At 68.5% G+C, this 21,951-nt stretch carries 16 protein-coding genes and 1 pseudogene; 9 read left to right on the top strand and 8 right to left on the bottom strand.

Annotated elements, in window-relative coordinates; genetic code table 11:
- Positions 1-22 precede the first annotated feature (22 nt).
- Complete coding sequence (locus ABD134_RS10200; protein ID WP_344229140.1) at positions 23-694, bottom strand: response regulator; 672 nt, start codon at positions 692-694, stop codon at positions 23-25.
- Entirely contained in the window at positions 691-2,475 is a 1,785-nt protein-coding gene (locus ABD134_RS10195; protein WP_344229138.1) for a sensor histidine kinase, read from the bottom strand. The genes ABD134_RS10200 and ABD134_RS10195 overlap by 4 nt, the downstream gene beginning before the upstream one ends.
- A 215-nt stretch (positions 2,476-2,690) precedes the next feature.
- On the opposite strand from ABD134_RS10195, the gene ABD134_RS10190 reads away from it, so the two are divergent.
- Positions 2,691-4,217: a CitMHS family transporter gene (locus tag ABD134_RS10190; protein WP_344229136.1), complete on the top strand. Its 1,527-nt coding sequence runs from the start codon at positions 2,691-2,693 to the stop codon at positions 4,215-4,217.
- A gap of 73 nt (positions 4,218-4,290) precedes the next feature.
- Here the strand turns inward: ABD134_RS10190 and ABD134_RS10185 are convergent, their stop codons facing one another.
- Positions 4,291-4,779: a YchJ family protein gene (locus ABD134_RS10185; RefSeq protein WP_344229134.1), complete on the bottom strand. Its 489-nt coding sequence runs from the start codon at positions 4,777-4,779 to the stop codon at positions 4,291-4,293.
- An 80-nt stretch (positions 4,780-4,859) separates the two neighbouring features.
- On the opposite strand from ABD134_RS10185, the gene purS reads away from it, so the two are divergent.
- From purS to purL, 3 genes are read left to right on the top strand one after another with little or no spacing between them, the layout of a single operon-like run.
- The gene (gene purS, locus ABD134_RS10180) at positions 4,860-5,138 is read left to right on the top strand and encodes a phosphoribosylformylglycinamidine synthase subunit PurS (RefSeq protein WP_344229132.1); all 279 of its coding nucleotides are present in this window, start codon (positions 4,860-4,862) and stop codon (positions 5,136-5,138) included.
- The gene (gene purQ / locus ABD134_RS10175; protein WP_344229130.1) at positions 5,138-5,965 is read left to right on the top strand and encodes a phosphoribosylformylglycinamidine synthase subunit PurQ; all 828 of its coding nucleotides are present in this window, start codon (positions 5,138-5,140) and stop codon (positions 5,963-5,965) included. Before purS ends, purQ begins: the two co-directional genes overlap by 1 nt.
- The gene (gene purL / locus ABD134_RS10170; RefSeq protein ID WP_344229128.1) at positions 5,962-8,298 is read left to right on the top strand and encodes a phosphoribosylformylglycinamidine synthase subunit PurL; all 2,337 of its coding nucleotides are present in this window, start codon (positions 5,962-5,964) and stop codon (positions 8,296-8,298) included. Before purQ ends, purL begins: the two co-directional genes overlap by 4 nt.
- Before the next feature lie 260 nt (positions 8,299-8,558).
- On the opposite strand, the gene ABD134_RS10165 is transcribed toward purL, so the two are convergent.
- A complete protein-coding gene (locus tag ABD134_RS10165; RefSeq protein ID WP_378108313.1) occupies positions 8,559-9,026 on the bottom strand; it encodes a nucleoside deaminase in 468 nt (155 codons plus the stop codon).
- Positions 9,027-9,179: 153 nt separating this feature from the next.
- A pseudogene (locus ABD134_RS10160) lies at positions 9,180-9,488 on the bottom strand (DUF952 domain-containing protein); the annotation flags it as partial.
- 176 nt (positions 9,489-9,664) lie between these two features.
- Between ABD134_RS10160 and ABD134_RS10155 the strand changes: the two are divergent.
- From ABD134_RS10155 to fmdA, 3 genes are all read left to right on the top strand, one after another.
- Positions 9,665-10,318: an AmiS/UreI family transporter gene (locus tag ABD134_RS10155; RefSeq protein ID WP_344229126.1), complete on the top strand. Its 654-nt coding sequence runs from the start codon at positions 9,665-9,667 to the stop codon at positions 10,316-10,318.
- A gap of 43 nt (positions 10,319-10,361) precedes the next feature.
- A complete protein-coding gene (locus tag ABD134_RS10150) occupies positions 10,362-10,604 on the top strand; it encodes an FmdB family zinc ribbon protein (RefSeq protein WP_344230843.1) in 243 nt (80 codons plus the stop codon).
- A gap of 69 nt (positions 10,605-10,673) precedes the next feature.
- On the top strand, positions 10,674-11,930 hold the full coding sequence (gene fmdA, locus ABD134_RS10145) for a formamidase (protein ID WP_344229124.1): 1,257 nt from the start codon (positions 10,674-10,676) through the stop codon (positions 11,928-11,930).
- A 104-nt stretch (positions 11,931-12,034) separates the two neighbouring features.
- On the opposite strand, the gene ABD134_RS10140 is transcribed toward fmdA, so the two are convergent.
- The 3 genes from ABD134_RS10140 to ABD134_RS10130 form a co-directional block, all read right to left on the bottom strand.
- Complete coding sequence (locus ABD134_RS10140; RefSeq protein ID WP_188804362.1) at positions 12,035-12,355, bottom strand: putative quinol monooxygenase; 321 nt, start codon at positions 12,353-12,355, stop codon at positions 12,035-12,037.
- A 54-nt stretch (positions 12,356-12,409) separates the two neighbouring features.
- Complete coding sequence (locus ABD134_RS10135; protein ID WP_344229120.1) at positions 12,410-12,838, bottom strand: CoA-binding protein; 429 nt, start codon at positions 12,836-12,838, stop codon at positions 12,410-12,412.
- A 134-nt stretch (positions 12,839-12,972) separates the two neighbouring features.
- Positions 12,973-17,280 (bottom strand): LamG-like jellyroll fold domain-containing protein, encoded by a 4,308-nt coding sequence (locus tag ABD134_RS10130; protein ID WP_344229119.1) that lies wholly within the window; start codon positions 17,278-17,280, stop codon positions 12,973-12,975.
- A 391-nt stretch (positions 17,281-17,671) separates the two neighbouring features.
- Between ABD134_RS10130 and ABD134_RS10125 the strand changes: the two genes are divergently transcribed.
- On the top strand, positions 17,672-20,386 hold the full coding sequence (locus ABD134_RS10125) for an HAD-IC family P-type ATPase (protein WP_344229118.1): 2,715 nt from the start codon (positions 17,672-17,674) through the stop codon (positions 20,384-20,386).
- A gap of 159 nt (positions 20,387-20,545) precedes the next feature.
- Complete coding sequence (locus tag ABD134_RS10120) at positions 20,546-21,934, top strand: NAD(P)-dependent malic enzyme (protein ID WP_344229116.1); 1,389 nt, start codon at positions 20,546-20,548, stop codon at positions 21,932-21,934.
- The last annotated feature ends 17 nt before the right edge of the window (positions 21,935-21,951 follow it).

Raw genomic sequence — 21,951 nt, 5'->3', positions numbered from 1 at the left:
ACCTTCACCCCTCGCTGTCAGTTCAGAGCGTCAAGGGGCCGTAGCGATGTTCCGGCCGCCCACGGGCCCCGTAGCGCAGCCCGAGGCTGATCTGCCCCGTCTGGGCCAGATGGGAGAGATACCGCTGGGCGGTGGCCCGCGAGATCCCGACGGCCTCGGCGACCTCCATCACAGTGAGATCCGCCGTGGCCGCGGTGACGGCCTCCAGTACGGACTGCTCGGTGGTCGCCGAGGCCGAGGCCGGAGCCTGCTCGGACTCCACCAGCAGCACCCGGCGGGCGCGGTCGATCGCCACTTGATCATGGGTGCCACCCGCCAGCAACCGGCGGTACCGCGCATAGGCCCGCAGACGGCCCGCGAGGGCCCTCTCGGTGAAGGGCTTCACCAGGTAGGCCAAGGCCCCGCGCCGCAGGGCCGTCCGCACCGACTCCCCCTCCCCGGAGGCGCTGAGCACGAAGGCGTCCACGTCCAACACGCACAGCAGGTCCAGCCCGGACACGTGGGGCAGGTAGAGGTCCAGCAGCACCAGGTCCGGCCGGGCCTCCGCCACGGTGCGGGCCACCACACGGGCGTCGTTCACGGGCGGCAGCGCCGTGAAACCGGGCACCGCATCCACGTAGGCGGCGTGCATGGACGCCACCCGGAAGTCGTCGTCCACCACGAGGACCATCAGGTCCGTGGAGCTCTCGGTCATCTCTCACCCTCCATCGATGTGCTCAGAACCGCGGGGATGCGCGCGCAGAACACGGCTCCTGAGGGACCCGTGACCGCCTCGTCCAGGCCCCCAGGATCGGCCAGCCACACGTCCCCACCCCGCTGGCGTGCCAGCCGCCGTGCCAGGGTCAGCCCGACTCCATGGCCGTGCGCCTCGTGTTCCCCATCCTCCCGGGTGGTGGCGCCCGGGGCGAAGACGTCCAGGCCTGTCGGCACGCCGCTCCCGGAATCGGCCACCGCCAGATGCAGGGTGTCCCCCTCCCCCAGCAGGTCGACCTCGACCCACGGTACGGCGGGCGCTCGACCGGCCGTGTCGACGGTGCCTGCCGGGCCGGCCAGGCCGGCGTCGTGACCCTCCGGACCGTGACCCTCCGGACCGTGCCCTTCCAGGGCCGCGCGCACGGCGTTGTCCACCAGGTTGCCGAGTACCGCCGTCGCATCCTGGGGGTCCACCACGGTCTGCCAGAAGGACGTCTCCGGCCCCACCCGCAGTTCCACGCCGAGCTCGTGGGCCTGCACGCCCTTGGCGCCCACGAAGGCCCGCAGGAACGTGTCCTGCACGGTATCGATCCCGGGGACCGGGTCCTTCACGGGTCCGGACTCGATGACCTGCTGCAGGAACTCCTGCGCCGCCTCCAGCTGGCCGGCCGCCAGGAGCCCGGAGAGGGCGTGGAGCCGGTTGGCGAACTCGTGCCGCTGAGCGCGCAGTGCCGAGGCCATGGTCTCCACGGCGTCCAACCGACTGCCGAGGGCCTCCACCGCCGTGGTGTCCTTCAGCATGACCACCCCGCCCAGGTCCACGCCGTCCCGGTGGACCGGCACCACGGAGGCGATCATCGAGGATTCACCCACGGCCAGCCGCAGGCCGGTGACCGACGCCCCGGACTGCAGGACTCCGGCCACAGCCTCCGTCAGCGCGCCCGGCAGGCCGGACTCGTCATAGCGGCGGCCCACCACATCGCCCGGCTCGGCCCGGTGCGGCAGGCCCAACAGCATGCGGGCCGCCTTGTTGCGGACCGTGATGATCCCCTCCGGGCTGACGCCGATCACGCCGTCCTGCACCCCGTAGAGCACGGCCGCCTGATCTCGCGCGGAGGCGGCGATCTCGTCCGGTTCCAGCCCCAGGGTCAAGCGTCGAAGCCGACGCTTGAGGTACACGGCTGCCAGCAGGGCGAGGATGAGGCCCACCACCCCCACGACGGCCACGGACACCGCGGCCTGACGCATGTCCGCGGAGACGGCGGACACTCCGACTCCCACGCTGATCTCCCCCACCACGCGCTCCCCGTCGGCGGACCAGACCGGCACCTTGGCCCGCACCGATTCACCCAGGGTGCCGCGTTCGGTCGAGGTGTCCTCCACCCCGCGCAAGGCCACCGGATCGGTGCTGACCCGCTGGCCGATGAGGTCCGGGTTGGGGTGGACCAGCCGCAGCCCGCGGTCCTCGGTGGCGATGACGAACAGGGCTCCGGTTCGTTCACGCACCCCTTCGAGAGTGGTTTGCAGGGGGCCATCGGCGAGCTGGACCGGGTCCAGGGTCTCGAGTTCCGCCTGGGCAGCGACCAGTTCACGGACGTCTGGGATCGATGCGACGGACCGGGCGATGCCGAGAGCCTCCTGTTCGGCCTGGTCGTGGATCCGATGGGCCGTCAGCCACACGATGGCCATCAGGCAGATCACCAGGGTGCCGGCAACTGCGGCGAGCACCAGGCCCGTCATGCGCGCGGAGAAGGTTCCCCGAATGGGCCGCTGCTCATCCATGCCCGACAGTCTAGGGTCAGGCGGCTCCCGGCAGTCGCGACGGACCGCGGTGAGCACAACGCACACAATGCGCCGAACGGGTTCTTCGCCCACTTGCGAGCACAACCGCTTTCCGTGGTCCGGGTCACCGTAGGGTGACTGCAATCTGCGGACCCTCGTGGCCTCCGTCACACGCCCCGGTGAAAGCCGGCACACCTCTCGAACCAGGAGAACCCATGCTCGTCCCGCTGGGCTTCGCGATGGTGGCCACCTTCATGGCCCTCATCATGACGAAGCGGATGACGCCCTTGTTGGCACTGATCCTCGTCCCCACGATCTTCGGCCTGTTCACCGGCGCCGGGCTCGGCCTGGGGGACATGATCCTCGAGGCCGTCGGCCAGATGGCCCCCACCGCCGCGCTGCTGATGTTCGCCATCGCCTATTTCGGCATCATGATCGACGTCGGCCTCTTCGACAAGCTGGTCAACTGGATCGTCCGGGTGGTCGGCCATGACCCGGCCAAGGTGGTCATGGGCATCGCCCTGCTGACCGCCGTCATCTCACTCGACGGGGACGGGTCCACCACCTTCATCGTGGTCACCGCGGCCTTGCTGCCCGTCTACCACCGCCTGGGCCTGAGCCCCGTGGTGCTGACCTGTGTGGCCGGCCTGACCAACGGCACCCTGAACATCGTCCCGTGGGGCGGCCCGACCGTGCGCGCCGCCGCCGCCCTGAACGTGGACGCCGCGGACATCTTCGTCCCGATGATCCCCTCGATGATCGTGGGCCTCGCGGTGGTCTTCACCTTCGCGTGGTTCCTGGGCCTGGCCGAGCGCCGCCGCCTGCGCCGTGAGGACCCGGCCCGTTGGGGCCATCCCGAGCAGAGGTTCGACGCCGCCTCGGCCGCCTCCCGCGGCCAGGTCACCTCCGGCGGCCAGGTCACCTCCACCGGCGGCGCCGGCGAGCCTGCAGGCGGTGCCGGCCGCCGCGGGCGCCGCTCGGGCGCGCCCGTGCCCTCCGGGACCGGGGGCACGTCCGGTGGGGGAGCCGGCGTCGCGCTGATGGAGCGCACCGAGGATGCCGTTACCCCTGCGGGTCCGGACATGTCCGATACCGCGCTGGACCCGAACCGGGACACCCTGCGGCCGAAACTGTTCGTGTTCAACCTCGTGCTGACCGCGGTCATCATGGTGCTGCTCGTGGCGGACATCCTGCCGCTGGCCTACCTGTTCATGATCGGCACCGCGATCGCCCTGCTGGTGAACTTCCCGAACGTCAAGAAGCAGGCCGAGGTCCTCGGCAATCACTCCTCGTCCATCGTCGCTGTCGTCTCCATGGTGTTCGCGGCCGCCGTGCTGACCGGCGTGCTGACCGGCACCGGCATGGTGGAGGCGATGTCCCAGTGGCTGGTGGACGTGATCCCGGACTCGATGGGCCCGATCCTCGCGGTGCTCACCGGCATCATCTCCATCCCGGCCACGTTCTTCATGAGCAACGACGCCTTCTACTTCGGCATCCTGCCCGTGCTGGCCGAGACCGGCGCCCACTACGGCATCCCCGCAGTGGACATGGCCCGGGCCTCCGTCACCGGCCAGCCCGTGCACATGCAGTCCCCCCTTGTTCCGGCGATCCTGCTCCTGGTCTCCATGGCCAAGGTGGATCTGGGCGACCACCACAGGAAGGTGCTGTGGCGCGCCTGCGTCGTCTCCCTGGTCATGCTGGCCTCGGGCGTCCTCTTCGGGGTCATCGGCATCTACAACTGACCCTCTCCGCTGTGCGGGCAATAGTGATGGGTTCGCGCCGGAGCGAACTCATCACTATTGCCCGCAAAGCGCGTCACCTGACCTCGCCGTCTCGGTAGAGCCAGATGCCCTGGCGGCGCACGAAACGCGAGGTCTCGTGCTGGGTGTGCCGGCCTGCCGGAGTCCGGAAGTGGGCGGTGAAGGTGACCGTGCCGGCGTCGTCGAAGGGGCCGCCGCCGGACATGGACTCGACGTCCAGGCGCAGCCAGTGGACGTCGTCGCCCGATTCGTCCGCGGGCCCGTCCAGGGCCAGCTGCGCCGGCCGCGTCTCGGGCGCCCACGTCGCCAACAGGTACTCCTCCGCCTGCACCAGGTCTCCCGTGGCCGCGAGGGCGAATGCCGAGTACCGCGAGCGCATCAGGGCCTCGGCGGTGGGCGCGGCCAGGGTGCCGTCCGCCGCGAACCTCCCGTGCAGGCGACCGCAACAGGCACCGTAGACATCACCTCCGCCACAGGGGCACCGGCGCGCTGCCAGGGCTTGGCCGGGGGCGTCTCCCGCAGGCGGGTTCTCGGACGTGTTCATCGTTTCAGCGTAGGCCGATCGGGCCGGCCGGTCACGGCTAGACTGGGTCAAGCCCTCACGCATACCACCGGGAGTCCTCCATGCCCACCATCGTCGTCGACGTCATGCCCAAGCCCGAGATCCTTGACCCGCAGGGCAAGGCCATCGCCGGGGCTCTGCCCCGCCTCGGTTTCACCGGATTCGCGTCAGTCCGCCAAGGCCGCCGCTTCGAACTGACCGTGGACGGCGAGGTCACCCAAGACGTCCTGGCGCAGGCCCGCAAGGCCGCCGAAGAGCTGTTGTCCAACCCGGTCATCGAGGACGTGGTCAACGTCGCCGTGCTGACCGAGTCGGCCCAGAACGAGAGCCAGAGCGCCTGATGACCGCGCAGAACACCGAGCTGCCGCTCATCGGTGACTACTCCACGGCCGGGCCCCTCCTCACCGGTGCGCGCATCGGCGTGGTGACCTTCCCCGGCACCCTGGATGACCGGGATGCCGCCCGCGCCGTACGCCTGGCCGGTGGCGAGGCCGTGTCCCTGTGGCACGCCGAACCCGAGGGTGCCGCGGCCCTCTCCTCCCTTGACGCCGTGATCATCCCCGGCGGCTTCTCTTACGGCGACTACCTGCGCGCAGGGGCCATCGCCCGCTTCGCGCCCCTGATGGACGCCATCATCTCCGCCGCCGGCGGAGCAGGGAACGACGCCGGCTCAGGCACCCGGAAGGGTTCGGCTGCGGGCCTGCCCGTCCTCGGCATCTGCAACGGCTTCCAGATCCTCACCGAGTCCCACCTGCTGCCGGGCTCGATGATCAAGAACGAGAACCTGAAGTTCCTCTGCCAGGACCAGGTGCTGCGCGTGGAGAACAACGCGACCGCCTGGACCCGGGAGTTCACCGCAGGTGAGGAGATCACCGTGCCGCTGAAGAACCAGGACGGCCAGTACGTGGCCGACGAGAAGACCCTGGACCGCCTCGAGGGCGAGGGCCTGGTGGCCTTCCGCTACGTCGGTGGCAATCCCAACGGCTCCCGCCGGGACATCGCCGGCATCACCAACGCCGCCGGCAATGTGGTGGGCCTCATGCCGCACCCGGAGCACGCCGTGGAGCCCGGCTTCGGCCCGGACTCCGCCGCAGGCATGCGCCTGGGCACGGACGGGCTCGGCATCTTCACGTCCGTGGTGGCATCGATCGCAGGAGGCGCCCAGTGACCACTGGTACCCAGAACACCTCGTCGGCAGACGCCCGGCAGTTCAACATCGACACGGTGGAGCATGCCGCCACCACCCCGGACACCGAGCTGCCCTGGGCCGAGCTCGGGCTGAAGCAGAACGAGTTCGACGAGGTCGTGAAGATCCTCGGCCGCCGGCCCACCGCCGCCGAGCTGGCCATGTACTCCGTCATGTGGTCCGAGCACTGCTCCTACAAGTCCACCAAGGTGCACCTGCGCCAGTTCGGGGACAAGCTCACCGAGGACATGAAGAAGGACCTGATGGTCGGCATCGGCGAGAACGCCGGCGTGACCAACCTGGGTGACGGCTGGGCCGTGACCTTCAAGATCGAGTCCCACAACTCCCCGTCCTTCGTGGAGCCCTACCAGGGCGCGGCCACCGGCATCGGGGGCATCGTCCGGGACATCATCTCCATGGGCGCCCGCCCGGTGGCCGTCATGGACCCGCTGCGCTTCGGGGCCATCGACCATGAGGACTCGCAGCGCGTGGTGCACGGCGTGGTCGCCGGGATCGGCGGTTACGGCAACTCCCTGGGCCTGCCGAACATCGGCGGCGAGACCGTGTTCGACCCGATCTACCAGGGCAACCCGCTCGTCAACGCCCTCGCGGTGGGCGTGCTCCGCCACGAGGATCTGCGCCTGGCCAACGCCTCCGGCGTGGGCAACAAGATCGTCCTGTTCGGCGCCCGCACCGGTGGGGACGGGATCGGCGGAGCCTCCGTGCTGGCCTCCGAGTCCTTCGACGACACCAAGCCCTCCAAGCGTCCCGCGGTGCAGGTGGGTGACCCGTTCGCCGAGAAGGTGCTCATCGAGTGCTGCCTCGAACTGTTCAAGTCCTCCCTGGTGGAGGGCATCCAGGACCTCGGTGCCGCCGGGATCTCCTGCGCCACCTCCGAGCTCGCCTCCAACGGCGAGGGTGGCATGCAGGTCGAGCTGACCGATGTGCTGCTCCGGGACCCCACCCTCACCCCGGGCGAGATCCTCATGTCCGAGTCCCAGGAACGCATGATGGCCGTGGTGAACCCGGAGAACGTGGAGGCCTTCGAGGCCGTCATGGCCACGTGGGGAGTCGAGTACTCCTGGCTCGGCGAGGTCACGGACACCAACCGCCTCATCATCACGTGGGATGGCGAGACCATCGTGGACGTGGACCCGAAGACGGTGGCCCATGACGGCCCCGTCTACGACCGCCCGTACCACCGCCCGGCCGGACAGGACGCCCTGGAGGCCGACCGCTTCCGCGACTCAGCAGCGGGAGCCGACCTGCCGGCGTCAGGCGAGGCACTCCGCGCCTCGGTCCTGGAGCTGATGGCCAGTCCGAACATGTGTGACAAGTCCTGGATCACCAGCCAGTATGACCGCTACGTGGGCGGCAACACCGCCCTGGCGGCCCCGGATGACGCCGGTGTGATCCGCGTGGACGAGGAGACCGGGTTGGGCGTGGCCGTGGCCACCGATGCCAACGGCCGCTACGCCTTCCTGGATCCCTACGCCGGCGCGCAGCTCGCTTTGGCGGAGTCCTACCGGAACGTCGCCACCTCCGGCGCCATCCCGATGGCCGTCTCCGACTGCCTGAACTACGGCTCCCCCGAGGACCCGGAGGTCATGTGGCAGCTCGCGGAGGGCATCCGAGGACTCTCGGACGCCTGCCTCGAGCTCGGCATCCCCGTGACCGGCGGCAACGTCTCCCTGTACAACCAGACGGGCGCCAACCCGATCCACCCGACCCCCGTGGTCGCCACGCTCGGCAAGTTCGACGATGTGGGCCGCCGCACCCCGTCCGGCTTCCACGCGGAGGCGGACGGCCAGGCCGTCTATCTCATGGGCGTGACCCGGGACGAGCTCGACGGCTCCGAGTTCGCGAACCTGCGCGGACACCTGGGCGGCACGCCGCCGCAGGTGGACCTGGCCGCGGAGAAGCTGCTCGGCGACCTGCTCATCAACGCCTCGCGGGACGGCATGATCGACGCTGCCCACGACCTCTCCGAGGGTGGGCTCGCCGCCGCGCTGTCCGAGATGGTGCTGCGCTTCGGCGTCGGCGCGCGGGTCTCCCTCGACGAGATCCAGCGCCGCGACGGCGTGGACGCCTTCACCGCGCTGTTCTCGGAGTCGCAGGCTCGGTGTGTTGTCGCGGTGCCCCGCACCGAAGAGGTCCGGTTCAAGGACATGACCACGGCCCGCCGCTTCCCCGTGGCCCGCATCGGCGTGGTGGACGTTGCCTCCGGCTCCCTCGAGGTGCAGGACCAGTTCGCCCTGCCGATCGAGGAACTGCGCGCCGCCTGGGCCGGCACCCTGCCGAAGTACTTCGGCTGACCTGACCTGCCAGAACACCAGCCCGACGTCGGCGCCCACCCTGGGTGCCGACGTCGGGCTTTCCCTGTGGTGCTGGCGACCTGGCAGTTGGGGGTCTGCGGAGCCAGTGGCAACCCCTACCCTCGTGGCCCGGCTGCCGGCCGGCCGTCAGTTGGGGGATGTGGTGGGATCCCGGTCCGCTTTTGGCCACCAATTTCCCCAACTGACTAGCTCAGAGCGGCGTTCGGGTGCATACGGGTGCGCGCGGTATTCCGGGTGGATCAGTAGGCGATGCGGGACTCGTTGGCCCGCCACGACTCGAAGGGCGCGGCAGCGCGGTCCGTGGGGTGGTGGACCACGGGCATGGCCTCCCTGCGGCCCGGGGACGGGGACTCGAAGTACTCGTAGAACGCGGCGTCATCGAAGCCGGCAGCCGCAGCGTCATGACGGTCGGCTGTGAACACTACCCGGGTGATGCGTGACCACAGGGCAGCACCCAGGCACATGGGACACGGCTCGCAGCTCGCGTACAGCACGGCCCCGCTCAGGTCGAAGGTCCCCAACCCGAGCCCGGCTGCCCGGATGGCCTCCATCTCTGCATGGGCCGTCGGGTCATGGGTGGCGGTCACCCGGTTGGTCCCCTGGAAGACCTGGCCGTCCGCAGACACCACGAGCGCGCCGAAGGGGCCCCCGTTCGTGGCGGCGTTGGACGCGGCCAGGTCGATGGCCCGGGACAGGTGTGCCTCGATGAGGGAGTTCGCGGCGGAGTCCACCTCGGAGTCCACCCCGGCGCGCTCGCTCGCGGACACGCCCGCAGGCGCACCCTCGGTGCTTGCCGTGACCACGCGGTCCGGCTCGGCCCGCGGCCGGGGCCAATCGATCTGCTCGACGCCGGCCACCGCACCCACCGGGATCGGCCCGCCATACACGTGGGGGAACCACTCCCCGTTGGGGTCCGCGGGTACGCCGGGCTCGAGAACCACCCGCAGACCAGCCCCGTGCAGGGTCTCCTCGTTCATGGTCAGCAGGACCAGCGGCTCAGAGACATCGGCATAGACAGCGTCCAGGACCAGGGCAACCTGACGCGGACCGGCACTCGCGTGAAGGAAGCCGACCTTCTCGATGGAGGCACCACGGGTCGACCGGTCATAGAGGCCGGCGTCCAGTGCCCGCTCCCAGTCGGCGGCTTCGGCAATGTGCTGAATGGGCATGGGGCCCAGTGTTGCAGAGGGCCCCACCTCGGGGTAGCACCGGCCGGCGGTCATGAGCTCTTGTTGGCCCAACTCAGGCGGGATACCTTAGCCGTCACCACTTCCAATCTTGCATTGACCCGGCTATCCCCAGCCCAACTCGCGGTGGGCGCCGGGACACGTCTCAAGGAGTTGCCATGGGCAGTGTCGGTCTCCTGTACGTCGGCGCAGTGCTGTTCATCAACGGCCTGATGCTCCTGGGCAGGATCTCCGGGAAGGCCGCTGCCCCGATGAACTACTTCGTCGGTGTCATGCAGGTTGTCTTCCCCACTCTGATGATTCTCCAGTCCAATGGGGACACCGCCGTGGTGCTTGGTGCCTCCGGCCTCTATCTGTTCGGTTTCACGTACCTCTATGTCGCGTTGAATCAGACCTTCAACCTGGACGGTGAGGGCCTCGGCTGGTTCTCCCTGTTCGTCGCCGTCGTCGCCATCGTGATGGGGTACCTGAATTTCACCACCGTCAATGACCCGGTCTTCGGCGCCATCTGGCTCATCTGGGCCGTGCTGTGGTTCATGTTCTTCCTCCTGTTGGGACTCCGCAAGGACTCCCTGACACGGATGACGGGCTGGTTCACGGTGATCGTCGCCCATCTGACGGGCACCATTCCGGCCCTGTTCCTGTTGACCGGCGAGTACCGATCCGACGCCTTCTGGACCTGGGTCATGGCCATCGGTGGCCTGCTCGCCTTGGTCGTCTCAGGGCTCTTGGGCCGGCAGCACGACACCGCGACTACCGATCCGCACCGACCCGAACCCACCCCACGGAGGCCTGGCCGTGCCGCTGTATGAATTCCGCTGCCCCGAGGGCACCGCCACCGAGGCCAGTTTCAGCATGGCGTCCGTACCGGACAGCCTGGACTGCCCGAGATGCGGCGAGGTGGCATCACGCCGTATCTCGGGCGTGCGACTGTCCCACTCCGGATCCGCCGCCTACCGCCTGATCGAAGACACTCGGCGCAGCGCCGAATCGCCCGAAGTGGTCAACTCTCTGCCTGCGGCTCCCTCGCCCGCCCGTCCCCGAAAGGAGCCGACGTACACCGGCAACCCCCAGCACCTCAAACTGCCGCGGCCCTGATCTCGCCACAACGCACCCCCATGGACGGGGGCAGTTCCCCCTGAAGACCTCACAGAAGGATGCATCACCATGCCACAGAACCTCTTCCCCTTGGATTCCAGCAAGAGTTTCGAGGACCAGCAGCAACTCGGCCACAATCGGTGGCACCCCGAGATCCCGCCGGTCGCCACCCTCAAACCCGGGGACAGCTTCCGGGTGGACTGCCGCGAATGGTTCGACGGTGCGATAGTCAACGACGACTCGGCTGAGGACATCCTCAACGCCCCCTTGCTCACGGTCCACAAACTGTCCGGACCCTTCGCTGTTGAAGGCGCGCAACCGGGCGACCTGCTCATCGTGGACATCCTCGACGTCGGCCCCATCCCGCAGGAGGATTCCGGCCCCCTGGCCGGGCAGGGGTGGGGGTATACCGGCATCTTCTCCAAGAACAACGGGGGTGGGTTCCTGACCGATCAGTTTCCGGACGCCTACAAGGCGATCTGGGACTTCACGGGACAGGTCGCGACCTCGCGCCATGTCCCCGAGGTCTCCTTCGAGGGCCTCATCCATCCGGGGTTGATGGGCACGGCGCCATCTCAGGAACTCCTGGCGAGATGGAACAAGCGAGAGGGCGACCTCATTGCCACCGACCCACAGCGGATCCCGCCCCTGGCGCTGCCTCCGGAGGCCGGTCATGCTGTCCTCGGCGGCGTGGATCAGGGCTCATGGGAACGGGTGGGCTCTGAGGCAGCCCGCACCGCCCCTCCACGGGAGAACGGTGGTAACCAGGACATCAAGAACCTCTCCAAGGGCAGCCGCGTGTTCTACCCAGTGTTCGTGGACGGCGCGAATCTGTCCCTCGGTGACCTGCATTTCTCCCAGGGCGATGGGGAGATCACGTTTTGCGGGGCCATCGAGATGGGCGGCTTCATTGACCTGCACGTGGATCTCATCAAGGGCGGGATGGACACCTACGGCGTCCACGAGAACGCCATCTTCATGCCCGGCCGCGTGGAACCACGGTTCAGCGAATGGATCGCCTTCTCCGGCACCTCAGTGACCTTGGACGGCGAGCAACGCTATCTGGATTCCCACCTGTCCTACCAGAGAGCGTGCCTGCACGCGATCGACTACCTCACCAAGTTCGGCTACTCACCGGAGCAGGCCTATCTGCTCCTCGGTGCTGCGCCGATCGAAGGACGACTGTCCGGCGTGGTCGACATCCCGAACTCCTGCTCGACCGTGTACCTGCCCACGGCGATGTTCGAGTTCGACATCCGCCCGTCGGCGGCGGGACCGCACCAGATCGAGCCGGGCATCGGTGCCCCGAGAGCGGCGAATGCCTGACCGAGGCCTGACCGGTACCGGCGCGCCTCCGGCCATCGCCAGCCATCGTTCTGCGGGCAGAGAACTCCAGAGTTCCGCGCCCGCAGAGTGTGGGCGCCTCGTGATCAGCCGACCTGCAGTTCGCCCATCTCGTCCCAGCCCTCGCCCTCGATCTGGCGGCTGACGATCTGGGGCGTGGCGGCCAGGAGCGGGCGCATGGACTCCAGTCCTGCGGCGAAGTGCTCGGAGGTCACATGGGCTTCTCCGGCCCCATCCTTGAAGGCCTCAACCAGGACGAACTCGTTCGGGTCCTCCACGCTGCGGGACCACTCGAACCAGAGGTTGCCCTCTTCGGCGCGGGTGGCCGCCGTGAACTCGGCGACCGAGTCCAGGAAGGTGTCGGTGTATTCGGGCTTGACTTGGTACTTGACCACAATGAAGATCATGGGCCCAGCCTATCCAGCCCGGCGGACGGCGTCAGGACTCAGCTCCTCAGCTCCTCAGCTCCTCAGCGACGGATCCTTCCGGACCTCGATCACCGGGCAGGTGTCCATGACCACGTCCAGTCCGGCGTCCGCCGCACGCTGGGCCGCCGCCTCATCGATCACCCCGAGCTGGAGCCAGACCGCCTTCGCCCCGATCTCGATGGCCTGGTCCACGATCGCCCCGACCTTCTGCGAGTTCACGAAGCAGTCGACCACGTCGACCGTGCCGGGGATGTCAGCCAGCGCCCGGTAGCCGCGTTCACCATGAACCTCCTGGGCACCGAGGTTGACGGGGATGATCTCCATGCCCTGCTCGTCCCGCAGGAATTTCGCCACTCCGACGGCAGCGCGCCGCGGATTCGGCGTGAGACCGACGACGGCCCATCGGGCGCCGTGATTCGTCAACAGCCTGCGGATGGTCGCCGGATCGTCGGTGTGTGCCATGGACCCACGGTACGCAGTCCTGCATGCTGCCCCAAGCCCCGCGACCCGCCCCTGGGATCCACGGCACCGTCGGCCGTCACCGCCCCCTCGCGCTTTGCGGGCAAGAATAAGTACTTGTTCTTGCCCGCAAAGCGTCAGTTCTGGTCCGCGACCTCGGTCGCGTAGCGCTGCATCAGTGCGGCGACCTCGCCACGGCTGATCGTGTCATTCGGCTTGAACGTGCCGTCCTTGTACCCGGTCGAGACCCCGGTCGAGGCCAGCCACGAGATCGCCTCACGGTGCGGGTGAGATTCCGCCACATCCGAGAAGGACTCGTCCCACTCTCCCGCTTCCGGCTCCACCGCGCGGAACAGGAAGGAGGCGAACTCACCACGGGTCACGCTGTCGTACGGGAGGAACGTGCCGTCCGCGTACCCCGTCGTCACGCCGGCGTTGACAGCCCAGACGATCTCATCGAAGAACACGTGCGACTCCGTGATATCGGTGAAGTCCTCTCCCCCGTCGGTCGCCTCCGGATCGATGTACCGGTGGATGAAGGCCACCGATTCGCCACGGGAGATGTCCTTGCCCTTGCGGTAGGTCCCGTCCGTGTACCCGGTCGTGATGCCCTGCTCCTGCATCCACCGGACCGGCGCGTAGAACTGCGAACCCTCAGGGTTGTCCGTGAAGTCCTCCACCGGTTCCGGCTGCTCCGGCTGATCAGCCTCTTTCACCACGACGGCCCGGGAGGCGATCGCCTGGTTGCCATTGGCATCCTCAGCCACGTAGGTCAGCGTGTATGCCCCGGCGGTGGAGGTGTCCACCGAGCCGATGACCTGCACCGAAGCGGTCACATCTCCATCGGTGTTGTCGGTCGCCGACACCCCGGCCAGAGGATCGAACTCGTCACCCACCGTGAGGGTGACTGCCCCCGGAACGGTCAGTTCCGGGGCAACGGTGTCCGTGCCCGCGGCCACGGCGGTGAAGACGCCCATCTGCTCGGTCTCGCCCGCGGTCAGGTCCTCGCCGGTCTCGGCATCGCGGCTGATGGCGTACCAGGCGTAGGTCTCGCCCTCGGTCAGCCCGGCCCACTCGATCGTCGCCTGCCAACCGGACTTGGCCGTGGCCTCGCCGATCTTCTCATCGGTCGGCGTCGTGACCATGACCTGGTTGGTGGCGAAGGAGGTCTTGCGGGTCTCCAGCTGGATCGGCAGCCGGGTGTCGTCCTCCGTGCCGTTGTAGCGGTTGCGGTCGTCATACTCGGTCGCCCCGAAGTTGTCCAGCAGCGGCGAGTAGGTGTCCACGGCCATCTCCGCGTTGTCCACGTCGATCTGCAGCAACCGGAAGAAGCTGGAGCCGAACTGGAGCATGTCCGTGGCCGAGCGGCCGTCAACACCGGTGAGGCCCAGTTCCTCGGCCGAGACCTTGTAGAACTGGTAGTCGGCCAGCAGCTCGACCACGTTGTTGCCCTCGGTGCCGACGTCCTTGCGCACCTCGATGTCCACGCCGTGCTCATGCCCGGAGAGCGCGAGGAAGATGTTGCTGTGCTTCTGGAGCAGGCCCTCGTCGATCTTGGCCCCGTCGTGGGAGAAGGTCGCGCCACGGCCGTCCGGATTGGTACTGGGCTTGCGCTGGGCATGGGTCATGATCATGGCGTTGCGGTCCGAGTACTGGTCCAGGACCTCGCTGGCCCAGGCGATCTCCTCATCGGTGACGTCGTAGCCCAGATAGACAGCGACGAAGTCCAGGCCACCGGCGGAGAACAGGTCGTAGTGGTTGTCATTGTCCCCCTCCTTCCACGGCGTGTAGGAGGCCTCGGCGTCCTTCCACCCCTGCGTCTGTTCCAGGGCTTCATAGCGCTCCGGACCGAAGTACTGGTTGTACAGGCTGTCTCGGCCGTTGTCCGTCCCGGAGCGGTTGTCATGGTTGCCCGGCGTGACACCGTTGACAATCTCGGCGTCGTCCAGGATCTTCTGCGCCTGGGAGACGAACTCGAACTCCTCGACGGCGATCTCGCGGTATTCCTCCTCGTCGGCCCGCGGGCTGCCGGAGTGCCAGTTCTCCATGATGTCGCCGGTGTGGGCGACGTAGTCGATCTTCTTCTCCTCGGCGTTGGCGACGATCCACTCGGCCACGGAGGTGTAGGCGTCGGCCCAGACCGCCTGCTGCTCCTCGGAGTAGGCGTCCTCTGCAGCACCCTCGGCGAGGTACTGGGTGTCCGTGAAGTGCGCGAGCGAGAAATCGTAGTCGGCCGGATCCTCGAAGGAGTCGGCGACCTCGTTCTCCAGGTCGTCGGCGAAGGGATCCTCGCCGAGGACCAGGACCGCGGCCTGACCTGCCTCGTCCAGGTGCTCGGCGCCCAGTGCACCGGACAGCACGAGTTCGCTCTCGTCGAGCCCGCGTCCGGAGGCCAGTTCGTCCCAGGACTCGCTCTCCGTGTTCCACACCAGCAGGTTGACCTGGCGGCTCGGATCCACGGTTCCCGCCCAGCGCACCGACTGGCCCTCTGTGGCTTCGCCGACTCCGACGTCGAAGCGCTGGAACGGCATCTGCCCGGCGGTGGCGCTCAGGCTGTCACCGGCACCCTCGAGGTCCACGTCCTCCGTGTAGTCGAACTCGAGCGTGGTCGGGGTCCCGTCCACGAGACCCTGGAAGCCACCCTGGGCAACGTCCGCGCGGCCGCCGTAGAAGGTGGTGGTGACGTCACCGCCGTCGGGGTTCACCGCGCGGGCGGACAACGAGACCTTGCCGTTGCCCTGGCCGGTCTCGGTGCCGCCGCCGACCGGTATGGAACCCGAGGTGAACGTGACCGATTCGGAGATCGGCAGGCCGAACACGGTCTTTCCCTCGATCTCGATGGTGTGTTCGCCGGCTGCCATGCCGGAGCCGACGACGTCGCCCGGCTGGACCGGCTGTCCGTCGATCGCGTAGGTGGTTCCGGCAGCCACGAGGCCAGGGCTCGCCCACTCGACGCCGAACTCGGTCGCGCGGGTCAGCTTGGATCCGGCCGCCGGGGTGGTCCCGGCCAGCTCGGCGACCTGGTCACGCAGTCCGCCGAAGGCCTCGATGTTCAGGGCCGCGATCTGCTGGGCGTCCAGGGAGTCACCGAAGACTCGAGCGGCGGCGATCGTCGCGTTGGCGTGGAACTGGCTGCCCCCGTTGGAGGCATCGGCGCCGATCACCATGTTGTGCGCGGAGGCGTTCGGCGGCCACTTGATCTCAGCGTTGGCGGTGGGGTTCTCGGCCACGAGCTCACCGTTGACGTAGAGCTTGACGGTCTTCGTGCCTCCGTCGAAGACGCCCACGGCGTGGTACCACTCGTTCGGCTCGATCTCGATGCCAGCGTTGTGGTAGCTGCCGGTGTTGACCGCGAAGGTCAGCTTGTTGGCGTACATGGTCATGGAGAACCCGCCGGCCTCCTTGTTGGCGCAGAGGTTCGTCTCCCCGGAGGTCGGCAGCGGGCCGTCATAGCGGAACACGCACTCCACGGTCATGGAGTCGCCGAGCGTGGCGTACTGGTCGCCGAACGGGTACAGCAGGGCGTCGTCGCCGTCGAAGGCAGCCGTGTTGCGGCCGAGGGCCGGGTCGGGACCGATCACCGGGGCGCCGTGCGTGGTGACGGGCAGGTCCTGGGCCGTGTCGGCCGGGGTGCCGTCGGCGAAGTCCACGTTGAAGACGTCTGCCTCGGGCGCCTCGACCTCCACGGCGAACTCGGCGTTCAGCGCGGCGACCTGCTCTGCCGAGGCCGGCGAGCTGTACAGCCGGGCCGCGTCGATAGAGGCGGTGGCGAACTGACCGGGAGCACCGTTGCCGCTGTCCGCGCCTAGAACCACCGCGTGGGCGTTCTCATTCGCGGGGACGGTCATGGGCCCACCGGCCTCGGCCTCAGCGGCCAGCTCGCCGTCCAGGTAGAGCTTGATGGTCTTGCCGTCGTACACGCCGGCGGCGTGGTACCAGGTGTCAGCGTCGATGTCCGCCCAGGCGAAGGTGTAGCCCCCCTCGGCGTGGATCATGAAGGCGGCCCGGTCCTCCTTGACCACCATGGCGAAGCCACCGGCCTCCTTGTTGCCGCACAGAGTGTCCTCGCCGGTGGTGGCCGCGTCCCGCCTGAAGTTGCACTCCACGGTGAAGCCGTCGGTCAGCTGGCCGTAGTCCGCCTCGGTCAGCGCGTAGGAATAGGCGTCGTCCCCGTCGAAGCCCCCGGTGAAGCGGGCCAGGGAACCGTCAACGCCGATCTCGGGGTCGCCCGTGACCACGGCCTCTCGGCCCTGGGCGGCATCCGCGGGGGTGCCATCCTCGAAGGTCACATCCAGCAGGTCCGCCTCCAGGTCGGCGGCAACATCACTGGTGACAGCTGCGGCGGGCGCGATGGGCGCCGCAGAGGCGACGGGCATGAGCGTACCGGTGGAGGTGAGGCCGACGGACAGGGCGAGGACGGCAAGAGGCAAGCGCTTGGCGGTCATGATCCATTCTTCTGTTGAGCGATACCGCCGGTGAGACGGCGGCGATGAGATGACCCTCAGACGATAGGGAGGGCTGTTGAACACCAGCCGCTTCCTTCGTGAACGCCGCACACCAAGACCGTGAACCGGTCGGACAGCCGGGTGAACATCGGGAGAACCTGATCTGTCAGGGAGGAAGGTGGCCTCGGAGGCCACTCGCGCAGTGGCCACCCGGAGCCACCCCTGAGATGGACCCGGAGCGGGCCCGGAATAGTCCCCAGGTGGGATGTTCGGCCTGGGGCGGGGCAGTAGGTTGAACGGGTTCGGGGGAATCGCACCGGATCACATCGGCAGGGCCTGACGCGGATATCGCCGTCCGTTGCCCTGCGTTGCCAAGGGGAGAATGATGAGCATGGTGGACACCACCACCGACCCGGTGAGCCACGGAGCGGGCCTACCGGATGATCCGGAGCATCCGGACCACCAGCGCCACCTGCATCTGCACCGCCGGGGCCACTCCCCGCTCCCCCGCCCCCAGGACACCGTCCTCGCCATGCGCGGCCTGGCCCCGGCCGACGTCGCCGACCGCGAGGAGAAGGGGCTCGTCAACCGTCAGCCGCGGGACACCTCCCGGTCCATCTGGACCATCCTGCGCGTCCACATCCTGACGTTGTTCAACCTCGCCATTGCCACCTGTGCAGTGGCCATCATCGTGCTGGGCCGCTGGTTCGACCTCGTATTCTGCCTGGCCGCCGTGGCCAATGTGGTCATCGGCGTGATCCAGGAGTACTCGGCCAAGCGCAAACTCGATGCCATCGCCCTGCTCCACCAGGATGCCGCTCACGTGCTCCGCGACGGCACCGAGCACCCCGTGCGGCTCGAGGAGATCGTGTTGGACGACGCGGTGGTGCTGCGCCGCGGCGACCAGGTCCCCGCCGACGGGGTGGTGCTGTCCTCCGACGGACTGGACATCGACGAGTCCCTACTGACCGGGGAGGCCGACGCGGTCGGCAAACGCCCCGACGATGCCGTCCTCTCCGGTTCCGCGGTCCTCTCCGGGACGGGCCTGATCCGGGTCACGGCCGTCGGACCGGACTCCCACGCCTCGCGTCTGGCCACCGAGGCCCGCCGGTTCTCCAAGATTCCCTCTGAGCTCCGTGGCGCGCTGGACACGGTGGCCACCTGGCTGACGATCGCGCTGGTGCCCATCGCCGCGCTGATCGTCAACGGCCAGGTCCAAGCCGTGGGCGGCTGGGAGCGTGCCCTGGAGCAGGATGCGATCGAACCGGCCGTGGTGGCCTCCGTCGCCGCGATCACCTCGATGATCCCGCAGGGCCTGGCCCTGATGACCACCATCTCCTTCGCCGTGGCCGCACTCAAGCTCGCCCGGCAGGAGGTGCTCATCCAGGAGCAACCGGCGGTCGAGATCCTGGCCCGGGTGGATACGGTGTGCCTGGACAAGACCGGCACCCTCACCGAGGGGCGGATCGTCTTCGACGGCTCCATGGACCTCACCTCCGCCACGCTGGATGGCCACCCCGGCCCGGCCGGCGCGGCTGATCTCCGTTCTGCCGGGGCACTGGTGCTGGGCTGGTTCGGCGCCGATGCGAATGCCAACCCCACTGCCCTGGCCCTCGCGGAGGCCTACCCCGAGCGGCCCACCGTGGCACCCACGGACCAGGTGGCCTTCGCCTCGGAACGTCGCTGGTCCGCCGTGGCCTTCGGCCCCGCACCCCTGCACGACGCCGGCACCGGCGCCGGCGGGGATGTCCCGTCCGGCGACGCGGTGCACGGGGCCTGGGTCCTGGGTGCCCCGGAGGTCCTGCTCCCGGCATCCGGCGGCAGTCTCACTGCGGACCGTAGCGATCACATCGAGGCGCTGTGCGATGAGACCACCAGCCGCGGGCTGCGCACCATGGTGCTGTGCCGCTCCACGGAACCGGCCGGCGTCGGAGCCTGGTTCGACGCCGGCCGGCGTCTGCCGCCCGCACTGGAGGCCGTGGCCCTGCTGACCTTCCGCGAGAAGGTGCGCGACGACGCCCGTGAGACCCTCGAGTACTTCCGCGAGCAGGACGTCGAGCTGAAGGTCATCTCCGGCGACCATCCCCGGACCGTCGCAGCAGTGGCCCGCGAGGTCGGCATGGACGTCGAAGGGGACGGTTATGACGCCCGGAATCTGCCCTCCGATCCGGAGGAGCGCCGGGCGGTGCTCCAAGGGCACTCCGTCTTCGGCCGAGTCTCCCCCGAACAGAAGAAGGGTATGGTCAGCGCCCTGCAGCAGGACGGCCACGTGGTGGCCATGACCGGAGACGGCATCAACGATGCCCTGGCCCTGAAGACGGCGGACCTGGGAATCGCAATGGGCAACGGGGCCCCGGCCACCAAGGCGGTCTCCCGCATGGTGCTGCTGGACAGCAGGTTCTCCCGTCTGCCCTCGGTGCTGGCGGAGGGCCGGCAGGTCATCGCCAACATGGAGCAGCTGGCGCACATGTACCTGACGAAGACGGCCTACGCCGTGCTGTTCGGGGTGGTCTTCTCGCTGCTGGCGTGGCAGTACCCGCTGCTGCCACGCCAGGCCTCCACCGTCGACTTCCTCATGATCGGCCTGCCGACCTTTTTCCTGACCCTGGTGCCGAACCAGCGCCGCTACGTCCCCGGGTTCCTCGGACGTGCCTTGCGGTTCGCGATCCCCTCCGGCCTCGTCATTCTCGCCGGGCTGCTGGCCGTCAACGGGTACGCACGCTGGTTCGCCGGCTTCTCGGGCGAGGCGACGGGACCGGCCGACGCCATGGGAGAGGTGTCCCTGCAACAGGTGCAGACCGCCTCCGTGATCACCCTGACGCTCATGGGCCTGTGGGTGCTGAACCTCATCTCCCGGCCGCTGACGAAGTGGAAACTGACCCTCGTGGCCGCGATGTACGCCCTGCTGCTGCTCGTGCTGCTGATCCCCGCTTCCAGGGAATTCCACCAGTTCGAGATCCCGCCAGTGGACCTGACCCTCGCCGCCGTGACGATCGGTGCGGTCGCGTGCGTGCTGCTCGAGGGGATTCACCAGTTCCACCGTCGACGCCACACCGCGCTGGCGACCGCCGCATCAGCCACCGCCTTCTCGGCCACCTCACGGTGACGTCACGAACCGACTGACGAGGGCGAACATTACGCCGCATACTGCGGGGTAGAACTCCTCCGCCGCTACACTCGGTAGCTTGCCAGCCGTGCCGTTGCGGCGGCGATGATGGCGACCCGTCCAGCAACCGTTCGGATCCCGATTCCAAGGAGCGTCCCCATGGCAGCACCCAGCCCCGGCTATTCCATTTCCCTGCGCGTCGAGACCCCCGTGTCCTTCACCGCGACCTCCGACATCGCTGCGGCCGTGGCCGGCACCGGTGCCGCCGTGACCGGCCTGGATGTGCTCGAGTCGCACCACCGGTTCATGACCGTGGCCGTCGGCTGTGACACGGTGGACGCGGCCCATGCCGAACGCGTCCGCGAGGCCGTGGACGCCCTCGAGGGCATCACCGTCCATGAGGTCACGGACCAGACCTTCCAGCTGCACGAGGGCGGCAAGATCGAGACCACCCTGCGCGTGCCGCTGCGCACCCGGGATGATCTCTCCCGCGCCTACACCCCCGGGGTGGCCCGTGTCTGCAAGGCGATCGCCGAGGACAAGGACCTGGCCCGCCTGTACACCGTCAAGAAGAACACGGTGGCCGTGGTGACGGACGGGACCGCCGTGCTCGGCCTCGGGGACATCGGCCCCGAGGCGGCCATGCCCGTCATGGAGGGCAAGGCGGCCCTGTTCAAGCAGTTCGCCGGAGTGGACGCCTGGCCGGTTGCCCTGGACACCAAGGACACCGAGGAGATCATCAGCATCGTCAAGGCCATCGCCCCGGCCTACGGCGGCATCAACCTCGAGGACATCTCCGCCCCGCGCTGCTTCGAGATCGAGGCCCGCCTGCGGGATGAGCTGGACATCCCCGTCTTCCACGACGACCAGCACGGCACCGCCATCGTGGTCCAGGCGGCCCTCACCAACGCCCTGAAGCTCACCGGCAAGAAGATCGAGGATGTCTCAATCGCCGTGGCCGGTGTCGGCGCGGCCGGTACCGCCATCATCAAGCTCCTGAAGGCCTCTGGGGCCCGCCACATCGTGGCCGCCGGCCGGGCCGGGATCATCGAGCGCGGCTCCCAGCATGCCGATGCCAACCGCCAGTGGCTCGCGGACAACACCAATGAGGAGGGCTTCTCCGGCTCCCTCAAGGAAGCTGTGGTCGGGCGCGACGTCTTCATCGGCGTCTCCGCCCCGGACCTGCTGGACGAGGCCGACGTGGCCGCCATGAACGAGAACTCGATCGTGTTCGCCATGTCCAACCCGGACCCGGAGGTGCACCCGGTCATCGCGTCGAAGCACGCCGCGATCGTGGCCACCGGCCGCTCGGACTTCCCGAATCAGATCAACAACGTGCTGGCCTTCCCCGGCTTCTTCCGCGGGCTGCTGGACGCCGGGGCATCGGACATCACCGATGAGATGCTGGTGGTCGCCGCCGAGGCAATCGCCGGGACCATCACGGACGAGGAGTTGAACCCGAGCTTCATCATCCCCTCGGTCTTCGACCCGGAAGTTTCCCTCCGAGTGGCCGCGGCCGTGGCAGAGGTCGCCACCCCGCGGGGCTGACGCCCCGTTTCCCGACG

Source organism: Citricoccus alkalitolerans, assembly GCF_039528175.1.
GTDB lineage: Bacteria > Actinomycetota > Actinomycetes > Actinomycetales > Micrococcaceae > Citricoccus > Citricoccus alkalitolerans.
This window is presented reverse-complemented; position numbering and strand designations above follow the sequence as displayed.

What these genes read in the sequence shown, in the direction of transcription:
- ABD134_RS10200 (WP_344229140.1), bottom strand. Translation starts at nt 694, where the DNA reads ATGACCGAGAGCTCCACGGACCTGATGGTCCTCGTGGTGGACGACGAC.
- ABD134_RS10195 (WP_344229138.1), bottom strand. Translation starts at nt 2,475, where the DNA reads ATGGATGAGCAGCGGCCCATTCGGGGAACCTTCTCCGCGCGCATGACG.
- ABD134_RS10190 (WP_344229136.1), top strand. Translation starts at nt 2,691, where the DNA reads ATGCTCGTCCCGCTGGGCTTCGCGATGGTGGCCACCTTCATGGCCCTC.
- ABD134_RS10185 (WP_344229134.1), bottom strand. Translation starts at nt 4,779, where the DNA reads ATGAACACGTCCGAGAACCCGCCTGCGGGAGACGCCCCCGGCCAAGCC.
- purS (WP_344229132.1), top strand. Translation starts at nt 4,860, where the DNA reads ATGCCCACCATCGTCGTCGACGTCATGCCCAAGCCCGAGATCCTTGAC.
- purQ (WP_344229130.1), top strand. Translation starts at nt 5,138, where the DNA reads ATGACCGCGCAGAACACCGAGCTGCCGCTCATCGGTGACTACTCCACG.
- ABD134_RS10155 (WP_344229126.1), top strand. Translation starts at nt 9,665, where the DNA reads ATGGGCAGTGTCGGTCTCCTGTACGTCGGCGCAGTGCTGTTCATCAAC.
- ABD134_RS10150 (WP_344230843.1), top strand. Translation starts at nt 10,362, where the DNA reads ATGGCGTCCGTACCGGACAGCCTGGACTGCCCGAGATGCGGCGAGGTG.
- fmdA (WP_344229124.1), top strand. Translation starts at nt 10,674, where the DNA reads ATGCCACAGAACCTCTTCCCCTTGGATTCCAGCAAGAGTTTCGAGGAC.
- ABD134_RS10140 (WP_188804362.1), bottom strand. Translation starts at nt 12,355, where the DNA reads ATGATCTTCATTGTGGTCAAGTACCAAGTCAAGCCCGAATACACCGAC.
- ABD134_RS10135 (WP_344229120.1), bottom strand. Translation starts at nt 12,838, where the DNA reads ATGGCACACACCGACGATCCGGCGACCATCCGCAGGCTGTTGACGAAT.
- ABD134_RS10130 (WP_344229119.1), bottom strand. Translation starts at nt 17,280, where the DNA reads ATGACCGCCAAGCGCTTGCCTCTTGCCGTCCTCGCCCTGTCCGTCGGC.
- ABD134_RS10125 (WP_344229118.1), top strand. Translation starts at nt 17,672, where the DNA reads ATGGTGGACACCACCACCGACCCGGTGAGCCACGGAGCGGGCCTACCG.
- ABD134_RS10120 (WP_344229116.1), top strand. Translation starts at nt 20,546, where the DNA reads ATGGCAGCACCCAGCCCCGGCTATTCCATTTCCCTGCGCGTCGAGACC.